Source organism: Bacillus sp. FSL W8-1143 (genome assembly GCF_037965155.1).
GTDB lineage: Bacteria > Bacillota > Bacilli > Bacillales > Bacillaceae > Bacillus > Bacillus pumilus.
The window spans coordinates 2,148,177-2,162,478 of sequence record NZ_CP150182.1; the positions used below are offsets into that span (position 1 = coordinate 2,148,177).

Genomic DNA, 14,302 nt, shown 5'->3' on the forward strand with positions numbered 1-14,302 from the left:
TTTATACTCTTTTCTTTGAATGATTTACCAGTATCAATTTCGCCTCCTGACGGTTAAAATAGAAACAGAACATACGTTCTAAGGGGTGAAAATAATGAATGAACGAGCCATTCTGCTTGTGGATATGCAATCGTTTTATGCGTCAGTCGAAAAAGTGGAGGCTCCCCACTTGAAGGATGTGCCGCTCATCGTCTCTGGAGATCCTGAGCGGCGGAGCGGAGTCGTACTTGCCGCCTGCCCGCTCGCTAAAAAACGGGGCGTTCAAAATGCATCCAGATTATGGGAAGCACAGGAGAAATGCCCTGAAGCTGTCGTCGTACGCCCTCGTATGCAGCGCTATCTTGATATCTCTGTCATGATCACAGAGCTGCTTGAACAATACACAGATCTTGTCGAACCATATTCAATTGATGAACAATTTCTCGATATTACAGGCAGCCTGACACTACTCGGTTCTCCCCGTGAGATCGCTCAAAATATACAAACAACCATTATGAACCAGACGGGTATTTACGCACGTGTTGGCATCGGTCCTAATAAAGTGCTCGCTAAAATGGCCTGTGACCATTTTGCTAAAAAAAACACATCTGGCATTTATGAACTTCGCGCAGACAGTGTTGCGACTGATTTATGGCCGCTTCCGATTGGAAAATTATTTGGCGTTGGTAAACGAATGGAGCACCATTTAAAACGAATGGGCATCAGTACCATTGGGACGCTTGCTGCTTATCCGTTAGACCGGCTTAAAAAACGCTGGGGAATCAACGGAGAGCTTTTGCAGCGAACAGCTTTAGGACATGATCCCTCTCCGGTCACCGTTCACACACATAATGAGCAAAAAGCGGTGGGACATCATATGACTCTCCCCCATGATTATGCGTCTTTTGAGGATATCAAAGTCGCTCTTCTTGAATTGAGCGAAGAGGTGGCAAGACGTGCACGCTTTAAGCATTATCTTGGGCAAACAGTGTCTGTTGGCGTGAGAGGCGCTGATTTTTCTCACCCGACCGGATTTCATAGACAAATCAAGCTTCATTCACCTACACAGTACGGGACAGATATTGCAGAGGCAGCCATTCAGCTATGCCAGCAGCACTGGGATGGTCAGCCCATTCGCAGTGTCGGTATTACTCTCTCACAGCTGCAGTCTGACAGCCAGTATCAGCTAACTTTATTTGATCATCATGTTCAAAAAGACAAACTCAGCAAAGTATTTGATGCGATCCACATAAAGTATGGACCTGCTGCCCTGCTGCACGCTTCTTCACTGACAAGCGCAGGGCAGGCGTATCACCGCGCCGAAAAAATTGGCGGACATTACAAATAACGGAGGCGAACAGCCATGAATCCCAATAAATTAACACCTGGATACAACCTCATGTGGGAATCAAGCCGAATGATGCTTCCAGAGCACCGGGAGCAGCTGCTTGCTCAAAAACGGCAGAAAAAAAAATACACCCCTCCCCCGCTGAGCACCGATCAACTGGAAGAAATGAATTTTTTGATCACACAGTCGATTACTGAGGATCAAGCGATTTGCGTGACATATGCCGCAGCAGATAGAAAAGAACAGTTTTGGGGCTGGGTCAAAGCCATTCATTATGAAACGCAGCGCATAAAAATCGTCAATGATGAAGATGTTCTCAACCTGTCCTTGCAGCAAATCGTCGCGATCGACCTTGATTAAATGGGGTCAAATGACCGCGCGAATCAGTGGCATAAAAGCACCAGCAGAAAAAAGCACGCGTCTCCAAATACGAGCCAATCAAACTTCTCTGCCATATGGCGGATGTCCCCTCCATCAAATTGTGTATTTAATTTGCACAATTTTTCATGTATGATTGGAACATCTTACAAACTCAGGGGAGAAACAGCATGAAAAATAACTTACGTACGCTACATCCGCTTAGTTGGACGATCATCATCGGCACCATATTTGGCCGAATGGCGACGTCCATGAGCATTCCTTTTTTGGCCGTTTATTTAACACAAGTCAAAGGCGCCTCAGCTTCTTCTGCTGGATTAATCATTGCCGTTAGCTCTCTGATTGGGATCGTTGCGAGTTTTTACGGTGGATATATTTCTGATCGTATCGGAAGAAAAAAGGTCATGCTTCTATCAATCTTCGGTTGGACACTTGTCTTTGTTGGCTTTGCATTTGCAGATGCCATTTGGGTCTTCTTTATCATGAACGCTTTAAACGGACTGTGCCGGGCACTGTTTGAACCAACATCTAAGGCGCTCTTATCTGATGTCACCCCGTCAAGTATTCGGTTGTTTGTGTTTAATTTACGTTATACAGCCATTAACATAGGGGTCATCTTCGGTCCGCTGCTTGGCTTATATCTCGGGTCATCGAAAACAACCTTTCCATTTCTCGTCGCTGCCTTCATTTATTTGTTATACGGATTAACGCTGGCCTGGCAATTTCAGAAACATCCAGTTGCTGCTCCAGAAAACACGAAACAAATTGGGGTCAAAAAAGCCCTTTCCATTATCCAAAAAGATACGGTCTTTAGCATTATCCTCATCGGCGTTACCTTATGTTCGTTCGGGTATTCGCATTTGAGCTCAACGCTGCCTCAATATTTATCCGCTTCGCCTATGATTGAGGATGGTCCGAAACTGTTTGGATACCTTTTATCTTTAAATGCAGTTGTTGTCATTGTCGTACAATATCCGCTCATCATGATCGCCAAACGCTACTCCACCATTTTGTCGCTCACCACTGGGAATATTCTTCTTGCGGGCAGTTTGTTTGCCATTGCTTTTTCACAGAGTCTCGGCATGCTTGCTTTCATCATTGTCGTGTTTACAATTGGAGAGGTTCTGCTGTTTGCGATGATGGATCTATTTGTAGACAATGTGGCAAAGCCAGAAGTAAAGGGGTCGTACTTTGGCGCGATGGGATTTTCTCAGCTCGGCAGCGTCATCGGACCATTTGTCGGCGGACTGTGCATTGACTATTTTGGCGCAGCCCATCCCTTCTCCATTTTTTCAGTCTTGTCGATCATCACCATCGCAGGTGTTCCGTTCCTACTCATTGGATACTACCGCCTGAAAAAGCGATCCGCAGCTGCCATCGCTGTGAAAGTCAGTGGAGATCATTAAAAAAACCGCTCTCGTTTGAGCGGTTTTTCTTTATACTCGGCGGATAGCAATCTCTTCCACCTTATGCTGATCACCTTTTTTCAAAATGAGATCAGCTCGATATTTTGTCGGTAAAATATTTTGATATAAATTAGGGCGATTGACGGTATTCCAAATTGTGCTTGCCATGTGATCTGCCTCTTCATCCGTCAAATCTTTGTATTGATGAAAGAAGGATTCAGGATCTTGGAAAGCTGTTTCCCTCAGCAAACGGAACCGTTCTTTATACCATGATTGAATTTGCGTTTCAGCAGCATCTACATAAATCGAAAAATCAAAGAAATCTGATACAAACACACGCGGTTCATCCTTCAGATCATCCAGCGCTGGGGATTGCAGCACATTGATTCCTTCAATAATAACAATATCGGCATCCTCCACCGTTTCATACACACCATCAAGCCGGTCATAGGTCAGATGCGAATATACCGGGGCATGCACAGTTTGTTTACCTGATTTTAATTCGTTTAAAAAAGACAACAAGGCTTTGACATCGTAGCTTTCTGGGAAGCCTTTCTTTTCCATGAGTCCTCGATCCTTTAATTCTTTTTGAGGATACAAAAAGCCATCTGTTGTCACAAGACTCACTTTCAGTCCATCTCCAAGCCTCGATAAAAGCGTTTCGATGATACGGGCCGTTGTGCTTTTCCCGACAGCCACACTTCCAGCAATCCCAATGAGAAAAGGAATTTTCGCATGATGCGGGTAGTTTAAAAAGGCATTCACATGCTGATTTTTTTGTTTTTCTGCAAAGACATGCAATGTCAGAAAACGAATAAGTGGTATGTAAATATCCTGAACTTCTTCAAGCGATAAATAGTCATTTAATCCTTGAAGTGCTCTTGCTTCCTCTTCTGAAACAGATACCGGCATATATTCTCCAAGAGCAGACCAAGCCTCTCTTGTATGACGTGTATATAAAGTATTAAAATCTAGTCGCGTGTCACTCAAAGTCTTTCCCACCAATCTTCACTAAACTCGTAACCAAAAAGACGATAATCCGATTGTAGCTTAAAATGAAGGCGCTGTCTTTATTTTTCCACTAAAGTTTGCTTCTTTTGCGAAAAAAAGCATTAAAAAAAGGAAAATGAGGGTAAATAAGAGTATTCAGTTCGATAGATAGAAGGGAGCACACCAAATGAAATATGTGATAATTGGCGGAGATGCAGCAGGAATGAGCTGTGCTATGCAAATATATCGAGAGGATCCAGATGCACATATTGTCGCTTTTGAAAAAGGAGAGATTTTCTCATATGGACAGTGCGGCCTCCCCTACTTGATCGGCGGTCTCATTGATCACCACAACAAGCTGATTGCACGCAGCGCTGAAACATTTCGCGACAAATACGGAATTGATGCTAGATGCTTACACGAAGTGACCTCCATTGATCCAAAGCAAAAAACGGTGTCAGGTCATCATACGAAAACAAAAGAACCCTTTACCGAAAGCTATGACCGCCTCTTAATTGCGACAGGAGCAAGCCCTGTTAAACTGGATTTAAACAATCAGCCGCTAGAAGGCGTACACGTATTAAAAACCATTCCGCATGCGCTGTCCATTTTAGACCACTTAAAACAAGATATCACACATGTCACGATCATTGGCGGTGGATATATCGGCTTAGAGATGGCTGAAAATTTAAAAGCGCTGGGAAAAAAGGTACATATCATTCAGCGGGGTTCAACACTTGGTCCGGGCTTTGACCCCGATATGGCAAAGCACCTGAAAGAAGAGGCGGGTGCCCAAGGCATTCACGTGACACTCGGGGAAACCGTGCAGACATTAGAGGGCGAATCACATGTCACAGCTGTTCAAACAGACAAACAAACCATAAAAACAGATATGGTCATCATGGCCATCGGCGTCACCCCGCAAACATCCTTTTTAGACAAAACAGAAATCAAACGGCTTTCAAATGGCGCCATTGTTGTAAATGAATACATGCAAACCAATGTAAAAGACATCTATGCTGCCGGGGATTGCGCAGCCACTTATCACCGCATCAAACAATCACTCGATTATATTCCGCTCGGTACAACGGCGAATAAACAAGGAAGAATCGCTGGTTTTCATATGACGGGAACAAACCGGGCGTTTCAAGGCGTGACTGGAACTGCCGTCATGAAATTTATGAGCATGACAGCGGGACGAACGGGCTTATCTGAAAAGGAAGCACAAGCAGCTGATATTCCTTTTTCCACCATCACCATTGACAGTACGGATCACGCTGGATATTATCCAGATGCGCAGAAAATGAAAATCAAACTGATTTACAGAAGTGATGACTACACCTTGCTCGGTGCCCAAATCATCGGAAGAAACGGTGTAGATAAACGGATCGATGTGATGGCAACTGCTCTTTACCAACAGCTAACCATAACAGATCTTGAAGATTTAGATATTAGCTATGCACCGCCTTTTAACAGTGTGTGGGACCCGCTTCAGCAAGCAGCAAGGCGGAGATAAAAAGACGGTCACAATGGCAGCTTACTTCAAAAAAAAGAAACCAGTTCACAACCGGTTTCTTTTTTGTTATTTTTTCATCATCGCTTTGCGTGCTACTTTTTCAAATAAAAATGGGAATAATTGATACAATTTACTGCCAGCGTTCATCCATCCAGGCAGATTAATCTCTCTTTTTTTCGTCATCATAGCGGATACGACCTTCCCAGCCACCTTGTCCGCACTAAGCATCATGAATTCAACATTCTTCACATATTCACCGCTGCGATCGGCGATGGTAAAGAAGTCAGTGGCAATCGGGCCTGGATTCACTGTGGTGACGTGAATGCCGATGTCTGACAGCTCCATTCTGAGGCTGTTTGAAAAACCAAGGACGGCATGCTTGGATGCAGAATAAATGGCTGATTTCGGGGTGGCAATCTTTCCTGCCTGAGAGGCAATATTGATAATATGTCCGTGTCCTCTTTGTTTCATCTCTGGAATGACCTTTTTCGTGCAGGCGATTAAACCAAACACGTTTACTTCAAACATCGACACCATTTCCTCAATGGACGCATCTTCAACGAGATCAAACGCACCAAAACCGGCATTGTTCACCAAAATATCAACAGCCCCCACTTCTTCATATGCGCGATCAATGTCCTCAAGGTGACTGACATCTAGCTCCACGATGTGACACACTCCGCCAGCACTCATAATCTTTTCTTTTACACCCGTCAGCTTTTCAATTCGTCTTGCTGAAATCATGATCTCTGCGCCTTCTGCTGCTGCCAAGTACGCCATTTTTTCACCAATGCCGCCAGATGCACCTGTAATCCATATTCTCTTTCCTTTTAATCGCCCCATGCGTTTCACTCCTTAGTTTGCCCTGTAATAGAGAATTCCATCTTTTTGCACTTCTTCAATTTGTCCAGCTTCTAAGAGGACATCCAGCTGCCCTACTGTCTCTGACATCGTTAAAAACAAGGCCTCTTCATACAGCACTGGAAATAGCTTGCGGCAAAGATGAAAGGCAGTCATTTCTTTTCGTTTAAGCAGCTGATACATCGTATTTGCCCGTTTTTCTTGTTTCTTAAATCTTTCTTCGATCAATTCATGATGAGACGTGATGAGCTGCCCGTGTCCTGGATAAATCGTCTTGATCGGCAGATGCAGTAATCGATTGAGTGATGCTTTATATTGAAGCAGCGATTTTTGGCGCTCCTCCCCTTCATACGGCGCTTCCATTAACGGGTTTGAGGAAATAGTCGTTAAAAGAAGGTCTCCACCAATGAAGTGGCCCGTTGTTTCATCTAGAAAGGAAAGATGAGATTGTGCATGTCCCGGTGTTTCCATCACAAAGAAGTGTTCATGCCCTTTCAATCGATCGCCTTCTTTGATGACGTCATCTACATGTGCAGTACAAGAATATGTATAAGATTGCTTCACGATTCTTTCACACTCATCAGGGCGAAGCGGCACACCTAACTGCTGAAAAAGGTGTTTCGTAAAAGCAATTTGATGCTCTTTAAACACAGGGTCCTGGCTAATATACGGCTCATTTAACTCATGTCCGATCACACGGACATGAGGTTTCATCAGATTTAAAAGACCGACATGATCTGCATGATGATGGGTCAACACCACTTGATCAATATCGTCAATTGATAAACGATGCTCCTGTAATTGCGTGACAAAGGCATGCTCCGCCTCTTCTGTCATCGGCCCGCAGTCCACTAAAGTCACAGCTTCTCCTTTTAAAATATATGCATGTACATCCCCAACAGCAAAAGGGGTCGGGATAGATAATTGAATGATGTCTTCTTTCACTTTTTTATGTCATCTCCTGCTTTTTGACTCATGATTCATTGTCACTTCGTCTTCTTTATTCATTGTATCCTGCAAAGGGCAGACTGTCATGCGGTTTAGGCGGTCAATTTTTTTATCTGTCCCTATTGACACAAACTTGTCCATCGTTGCATAATGAACAACAAATATAAAATGCGTGATGACAAGGATTAGTAAGCAAAATAATGATGCAAGAGAGTGAGGTCCACCGGCTGTAAGACCTCACCATCCTCTTATTTGCTGAACCTGCCCTTTGAGCTGTTAGGCAAACCTAAACGTTTCCCGCGTTAAGGGACTAGAGCTGAGTATGCATATTTGCATGCTAATTGAGGGTGGTACCGCGAAAAACCTTTCGTCCTTTTCAGGCGAGAGGTTTTTTTATTTTCTACAAGGAGGAGCGGCTTATGAGTAAAATTGGATTTATTGGTGCAGGCTCAATGGCAGAGTCGATGATGAAAGGTTTATTAAAAAGCGGCATCATGTCAAACGAAGATATTATTGTCACAAACAAAACGAATGAAAAACGTCTAGAAGAATTAAAGGTGCGTTATGGGGTCAAAACGGATTTCTCTCGTTCTTTTATTTATGAAGAAGCGGATATTCTCGTATTTGCTTTAAAACCGAAAGATGCTGAAAGCGGGATATCTGAAGTTCGGCCTCATTTACAAGGGCAGCTGATCATTTCGATTTTAGCGGGCATCTCTATTGAAACGATTCAACACTATGCTGGCGAGAAGACTGCGGTGGTTCGCGCGATGCCAAATACATCAGCCGCCATTCAGCAATCAGCAACAGGCATTGCCGTCAGTCAAGAAGTGACAGAGGATCAAAAGAATAAAGCAATCGAGCTGTTTGAAACGATCGGTCATGTGACGGTATTAGATGAATCACAGCTAAATGCTGTTACAGCTATTGCAGGAAGCGGTCCAGCCTTCATTTATCATTTGATTGAAGGAATGGAGCGAGGCGCTTCGGAACTTGGGATGGACCAAGCAACAGCGAAGCTGCTCATCTGCCAAATGATTGCAGGCGCCGCAAACATGCTTGAAAGCAGCGGTAAAGAACCTGCTGAACTGCGCAAAGAAATCACAAGTGAAGGCGGAACGACAGAAGCCGGCCTGAACACACTTGCTGCCTATCAATTTGAAGAAGCCGTTGTCGATTGTGTCAAAACCGCAACAAAACGCGCAGCAGAATTAAACGAAATGTTTTCAGCAAGCACGTATAAATGATAGAGAAAAGTACCTGTTTTGATGACAGGTGCTTTTTATTTTTATCTAATGAGTGATTTTTCACAAATAATTAACAAATATTAACAAGGAATATATTACCTTATGTAGAATTACTTATATGTACCACAAAATGAGGAAGAGGAGTGTTTTAAATGAAATTAGTTAAGGTTCTTACTGGATCCGCATTGTCACTCGCTTTACTTTTTTCCGCAGCACCTGCATTTGCTACAAGTGCACATTCTAACGCAGAGGATGTCCACGTTACAAGTGATTTTAAAGCTCAACTTTACACATGGGATATTACCAACAATACTGGTATTTTTGCCAATTCGTTCGAACAAGATGGGATTAAATGGTATCTAAAAGGCATCACTAAAAATTCTGATGGAACTTGGACAGCTCATTATGAGGGTAGACGAGTATAATCCTAATTGGGAGCCTATGGCTCCCTTTATCTATTTTAAAGTAATGAAACATTCTCTCCACTTCTTCTTTCCTCATTAACCTTCATTTACTCTACATCCTCGACTCAAAAGCACATAAGCTTTCAAAGGCTCTAGAGATCTCATACATAAACAAGACTTACTTTTTCTCTAACAAAGCATGAATCGCTGATTCTAGTAATTCTGGCAAAATGCCGAATGAGAACGGGATGTGCAGCCGCTCTGTCCATTTGTGCGGGTCCTTTCCTAATGGACCCACGTTAATAACTGGAACGTAAAGTGCTCCCTTTTCTCCTTCTGGTAAAGAATAGCCTTTTTGGTAAAGCGGCATATTGGTCGTGTAATGACCTACTTCCTGTTTTTCGAGCTGTAAGTAACTTAAATCAGATAATCCCGGGAAATATTTCACTTCTTCTATTTCAAGTCCATAACTCTTCTTTGCCTCTATTTGAATCCTCTTTAAGGTTGCTTGGATATGCGGATCTTCCGTTGAGGAAACCGCTGGATAAAATGGTGGACTATAAAATAGAACAATGAGCGGCCCATCTTCCTTACAAAGCGTCGTCAGCTCAGAGACGATTTTGGTTGAAAAATCACGATCTCCAAGCTCACCCCGATTGGCGAACGCATAGTTTACAATGCGTTCAACCTCCTGTTTACCTGAGCGTTCAGCAGCTTTTTGATACAGCTCATGATACGTGAGAACGGTAATCCTCGTATCAATCGGTATAAAAGGTTTAAAGCGCTGAAATTCTGCTGTTTTTTGTTTAATATCAGCTTCGATTTGGTCTGCTGCTTGTTTCGCCGTGTCATAAAGAAGTCCGTGCAGTTCTTCACTTGAACGATTCATCATCAGCACATTAAATAAAGAAACAGCTGTGTGAGGTGTTTGAACGGAATAGGCTTCTTTTAGATCTTTTTGCATTAAGTTGGTTGGGGGCGGCGTGACTTCACCATCTACTTCCTCACAATAATCACTATTCAGCTCTAACAGCCGATTTAATGCAGATACCATAAAATTCGCATTTAAGCCTGAGAACGGCTCTCCTACATGTGTTTCAATTCCTTTGCAGAAAAATCCGGCCAGCACCTTCCCTATACTGCCTGTATACATATAATAATGTTCATCACCTGGATACTTTTCAAACATAGGCTCACTGTTTAAGCACGCGGTATAGTCAAGGTCATGCTTTTCCTTAAGCTCCTTTAGTTTTGGAACAGCTTCAAGCATTCCTTGAGAATTCACTTCTTCATCTGGGACTGTGACGAGTAGGACATTTCCATCAAATGTCTCTGTCATCGCTCTTTCAAGCATAGACAGCTGTACAGTAAGACCTGCCTTCATATCCATGGCACCTCTTCCAAATAACCAGTCACCTGAAGCTAGATCTTCTCTTGCTCTTTTTGGGAGAAGCGCACTTTTTTGAGAAAATGATGCCATTAACTCTTCAGGCTTGCATGCCATGTTTTGAAATTCACCGTAATCTTCTGTATCGACGACATCGAAATGACTAAGCAGCAAAACGGTACGAGAAAGCGAACTGCGCTTTACAAGCGCCGTTAAATAATACCGGCCATCTTTCATCGGATGCAAAGCCAAATGATCAGGATTCTGCTTGTAATAAGGCCGTTCCCTCAGTAAATAATATAAATATTCAGCTAACGCCACTTCTCCAGTTGTACCCGATATGCTTTCATACTGCATAAGAGCTGTGAGCAGTTCCTTTCGTTCACTCTCTGTTTGCCATTTCATTCGTTCTCCCCCTTTGCTTTCTCTATTTCTCCATTATACAAAAACGTGTATAAAAGCTATATTCTTTGAGCACCTTTTATGACGAAAGTTTGAATGGCTGTTATAATCGGCTATACAATTCTATGAGGAGGCGAAGGTATTTGGAAACAAAACTCTTTTCACCTTGGACATTAAAAGGTGTTGCGCTGAAAAACCGCATCGTAATGTCCCCGATGTGTATGTATTCATCCTATGATCGTGATGGGAAATTACAGCCTTTCCACTTTACACATTATATTTCCCGTGCCCAAGGTCAAGCTGGCCTGATCATGGTGGAGGCAAGTGCCGTTTCCCCCGAGGGAAGAATTAGTGATCAAGACCTCGGCATTTGGAGTGATGAGCACATTGAAGGCTTCGCTTCATTAAACGAACAAATCAAAGCATACGGAACCAAGACAGCCATCCAGCTGGCTCATGCAGGACGTAAAGCTGAACTAGATGGTGACATCCTGGCACCATCTAGCCTTCCATTTGATGAACAGTCTAAAATCCCTACCCAGATGTCCGTCGATCAAATCAAAGATACCGTTCAGGCGTTTCAGGATGCCGCTGTCCGGGCAAAAAAAGCCGCCTTTGACATCATTGAAATTCATGGGGCGCATGGCTATTTGATTAATGAATTTCTTTCACCGCTGGCAAATCACCGAACAGATGATTATGGCGGTTCACCAGAGAACCGTTATCGTTTCTTAAGAGAAGTCGTCGATGCAGTCAATGAAGTATGGAACGGACCATTATTTGTCCGTGTGTCTGCCTCTGACTACACGACAAAAGGACTTGATATTGCCGATTACATTGGCATTGCTACATGGCTGAAGGAACAAGGTGTCGACTTAATCGATGTCAGCTCAGGCGCTGTCGTACAGGCAAAAATCAGCACATTCCCTGGCTACCAAGTCACCTTCGCAGAAAAAATCAAAGCAGGTGCCGGTATCCAAACAGGTGCTGTCGGTCTGATCACATCTGGTGTACAGGCAGAGGAGATTTTACGAAATCAGCGTGCAGACTTAATTTTTATAGGCAGAGAATTTTTACGGGATCCATACTTTCCAAAAACAGCTGCCCAAGAGCTTCGTACATCCATCGAAGGCCCGCGTCAATATGACCGCGCTTGGTAAAAATGCATAGGAAAAAGGTGTCTATTTTTTGAAATAGGCATCTTTTTTGTTTTTAAGAGAAACATATCTGCCTTTTGTGCCGTCTTTTAGCTAAAGAACCACTTAGAGGAGATGGAAGAATGAACTCGGCAATGATTGAAAGAATGTATCATATAGATGGACATCATTTTTATACAAAACATCGTCAGGGCAAAAGGCAAGCCACCATTATCTTTGAAGCAGGCTACGGCATTTCGGGTGATACGTGGTCGAATATGGCCCGTGATATTGATCCTGAGCTTGGGGTTTTCTTATATGATCGATTAGGAAATGGAAAAAGCAGTGACAGTAGTGAAGGAAGAACATTGCATGATCTTGCAGATGATTTAGATGCACTGCTAGAAGAAGCCAATATTCAGCCGCCCTTTCTCATTGTGGCTCACTCATTTGGCTCTCTTGTCAGCCGGTTATGGGCAAGCCGCAGAGGAGATGAGGTCATTGGCATGGTGCTGTTAGACCCGGCAAGTGAGGAGCAAGAACAGGTCATCCTCCCTCTTTTATCAAAAGAAGAACGCACCTCATATATGGCGCAATTTACAGCAGAATGTACGCATGAGGACTTTCAGCAAATGCTCAGCACAATAAAAGAGGAACAAACCCATTATGGGATGATGCCGCTTCTTGTCATTTCATCAGGTAAGAGCCGATTGTTTCATCCAGCGCACGAGGCTTGGCTCAGACTTCATAAACGGATGCTGTCGTTGTCATCCCAAAGCGGATGGATTCAAGCGCAGAACAGCTCGCACTATATTCATCATGATGAACCGCATATTGTGCAGCTTGCAATCTATGATGTATGGTGCGCAGCGAAGCAACCTGTTTCCTATTATCAAACAGCCAATTAAAAACAAAAACTCCTTGACTAGATCTACGTCAAGGAGTTTTTTCTTTATGCCGTTGGAGCTGACTGGCTTTTTTTAGACAGCAGCTTTTCAATGCTGACAAGCTGAACACATAATGTAAAGATGTCAATCGCTTGCTCTAGTTCTTCAAGTGATGGGAAAGTTGGCGCAATGCGAATGTTACGATCAAGCGGGTCTTTTCCATAAGGATAAGTCGCGCCTGCACCTGTCATGGTCACACCAGCTTCTTTTGCCTTTTGCACAACAGCTTTTGCACAATGATCAAGCGTATTTAAACTAATAAAATATCCGCCATTTGGCTTGTGCCATTCTGCAATGTCCTTCCCGCCAAGTGTTTCATCAAGAATAGAAAGAACGAGGTCAAACTTTGGCTTAATGATCGCAGCATGTTTTCTCATATGTTCCTTCAAGCCTTCTGGATTCTTGAAGAAACGAAGGTGTCTTAATTGATTGATTTTGTCTGGTCCAATCGTTTGAATCGATAATTGTTTTTGAGTAAAGCTCACATTATCCGGGCTAGATGCCATGAGTGCAATACCTGAGCCTGGGAATGTAATTTTAGAAGTAGACGCAAACATAAACACACGATTTGGATGCCCTGCTTCCTCTACTGCTTGAAAAATATCTTTTAACGTATCAGGCGTATCAGTTAGGTGATGGACTGCGTATGCATCATCCCAAAAAATGCGGAAGTCGTCTGCTTTTGTTTTCATCGAAGCAAGGCGGTCAACCACCTCATCTGAATACGTAATGCCATCTGGGTTGCTATATTTTGGTACACACCAAATGCCTTTAATCGCTTCATCCTCTGCGACCAATTTTTCGACCTGATCCATATCAGGTCCATCAGCTTTCATATCTACCGTGATCATCTCTATGTTAAATAGCTCACAAATGGAAAAGTGACGATCATATCCTGGGCTTGGTGCAAGGAATTTTACCTTTGGCAGCTTTCCCCAAGGTGTTTTGCTGTCATATACGCCGTGGGTCATGGCACGGGCAATGGTATCATGCATCATATTAAGGCTGGAATTACCGCCGATGATGATTTGTTCTGGCTTCAGATTGAGTACATCTGCAAAAAATGTCTTCGTTTCAGGAAGTCCTGTCAAACCGCCATAGTTACGCACATCTGTGCCATCTTCAGCCGTCATCGCATCCTTTGATGTCACAACATCGAGCATGCCCATAGACAAATCGAGCTGTTTTGGTGAAGGTTTTCCTCTAGACATGTCTAAGTGTAAGTTTTTACTTTTATACGTTTCGTATTCATTTTGTAGTGCTGCATATAGGTCATTTAATTCTGCTTCACTTAACGCTGTAAAACCGCTCATCTTTGATTGTGCCTCCCGTATTCTTCATAGTTTCATTCGT

Annotated in this window: 13 protein-coding genes and 1 other annotated feature; of the genes, 8 read left to right on the forward strand and 5 right to left on the reverse strand. The window is 43.2% G+C overall.

Annotation, left to right across the window (positions count from 1 at the left end; translation table 11 throughout):
• Positions 1–94 precede the first annotated feature (94 nt).
• The 3 genes from NSQ36_RS10765 (at position 95) to NSQ36_RS10775 (ending at position 3,111) form a co-directional block, all read left to right on the forward strand.
• Positions 95–1,327 carry a DNA polymerase IV gene (locus tag NSQ36_RS10765; RefSeq protein WP_106028734.1) on the forward strand — a complete coding sequence of 411 codons (1,233 nt, stop codon included), beginning with the start codon at positions 95–97 and terminating at the stop codon, positions 1,325–1,327.
• Between the two features lie 15 nt (positions 1,328–1,342).
• On the forward strand, positions 1,343–1,687 hold the full coding sequence (locus NSQ36_RS10770; RefSeq protein ID WP_050943808.1) for a YolD-like family protein: 345 nt from the start codon (positions 1,343–1,345) through the stop codon (positions 1,685–1,687).
• 188 nt (positions 1,688–1,875) lie between these two features.
• Complete coding sequence (locus NSQ36_RS10775) at positions 1,876–3,111, forward strand: MFS transporter (protein ID WP_003215590.1); 1,236 nt, start codon at positions 1,876–1,878, stop codon at positions 3,109–3,111.
• A gap of 30 nt (positions 3,112–3,141) precedes the next feature.
• Here the strand turns inward: NSQ36_RS10775 and coaA are convergent, their stop codons facing one another.
• Positions 3,142–4,101, reverse strand: a complete 960-nt coding sequence (gene coaA / locus NSQ36_RS10780; RefSeq protein ID WP_034620396.1) for a type I pantothenate kinase — start codon at positions 4,099–4,101, stop codon at positions 3,142–3,144.
• Between the two features lie 187 nt (positions 4,102–4,288).
• Between coaA and NSQ36_RS10785 the strand changes: the two genes are divergently transcribed.
• Entirely contained in the window at positions 4,289–5,617 is a 1,329-nt protein-coding gene (locus NSQ36_RS10785) for a CoA-disulfide reductase (protein ID WP_339205680.1), read from the forward strand.
• 66 nt (positions 5,618–5,683) lie between these two features.
• On the opposite strand, the gene NSQ36_RS10790 is transcribed toward NSQ36_RS10785, so the two are convergent.
• On the reverse strand, positions 5,684–6,460 hold the full coding sequence (locus NSQ36_RS10790; protein WP_339205682.1) for an SDR family oxidoreductase: 777 nt from the start codon (positions 6,458–6,460) through the stop codon (positions 5,684–5,686).
• A 12-nt stretch (positions 6,461–6,472) separates the two neighbouring features.
• Complete coding sequence (locus NSQ36_RS10795) at positions 6,473–7,423, reverse strand: MBL fold metallo-hydrolase (protein ID WP_339205683.1); 951 nt, start codon at positions 7,421–7,423, stop codon at positions 6,473–6,475.
• Positions 7,424–7,592: 169 nt separating this feature from the next.
• Positions 7,593–7,804 (forward strand) — a binding site (T-box leader).
• 41 nt (positions 7,805–7,845) lie between these two features.
• Here NSQ36_RS10795 and proC point away from each other — a divergent pair.
• Both proC and NSQ36_RS10805 read left to right on the forward strand, forming a co-directional pair.
• The gene (gene proC, locus NSQ36_RS10800) at positions 7,846–8,673 is read left to right on the forward strand and encodes a pyrroline-5-carboxylate reductase (RefSeq protein WP_050943805.1); all 828 of its coding nucleotides are present in this window, start codon (positions 7,846–7,848) and stop codon (positions 8,671–8,673) included.
• 152 nt (positions 8,674–8,825) lie between these two features.
• The gene (locus NSQ36_RS10805; RefSeq protein ID WP_137055006.1) at positions 8,826–9,098 is read left to right on the forward strand and encodes an antimicrobial peptide LCI; all 273 of its coding nucleotides are present in this window, start codon (positions 8,826–8,828) and stop codon (positions 9,096–9,098) included.
• 157 nt (positions 9,099–9,255) lie between these two features.
• Here NSQ36_RS10805 and NSQ36_RS10810 read toward each other — a convergent pair whose 3' ends face one another.
• A complete protein-coding gene (locus NSQ36_RS10810; protein WP_339205686.1) occupies positions 9,256–10,869 on the reverse strand; it encodes a M20/M25/M40 family metallo-hydrolase in 1,614 nt (537 codons plus the stop codon).
• A gap of 140 nt (positions 10,870–11,009) precedes the next feature.
• Here NSQ36_RS10810 and namA point away from each other — a divergent pair, with 140 nt between their 5' ends.
• Positions 11,010–12,026 carry an NADPH dehydrogenase NamA gene (namA, locus tag NSQ36_RS10815; RefSeq protein WP_339205688.1) on the forward strand — a complete coding sequence of 339 codons (1,017 nt, stop codon included), beginning with the start codon at positions 11,010–11,012 and terminating at the stop codon, positions 12,024–12,026.
• 119 nt (positions 12,027–12,145) lie between these two features.
• Positions 12,146–12,910: an alpha/beta hydrolase gene (locus NSQ36_RS10820; protein ID WP_003216052.1), complete on the forward strand. Its 765-nt coding sequence runs from the start codon at positions 12,146–12,148 to the stop codon at positions 12,908–12,910.
• A 44-nt stretch (positions 12,911–12,954) separates the two neighbouring features.
• Here NSQ36_RS10820 and NSQ36_RS10825 read toward each other — a convergent pair whose 3' ends face one another.
• A complete protein-coding gene (locus NSQ36_RS10825) occupies positions 12,955–14,262 on the reverse strand; it encodes an aminotransferase class I/II-fold pyridoxal phosphate-dependent enzyme (RefSeq protein WP_050943801.1) in 1,308 nt (435 codons plus the stop codon).
• Positions 14,263–14,302: the final 40 nt, after the last annotated feature.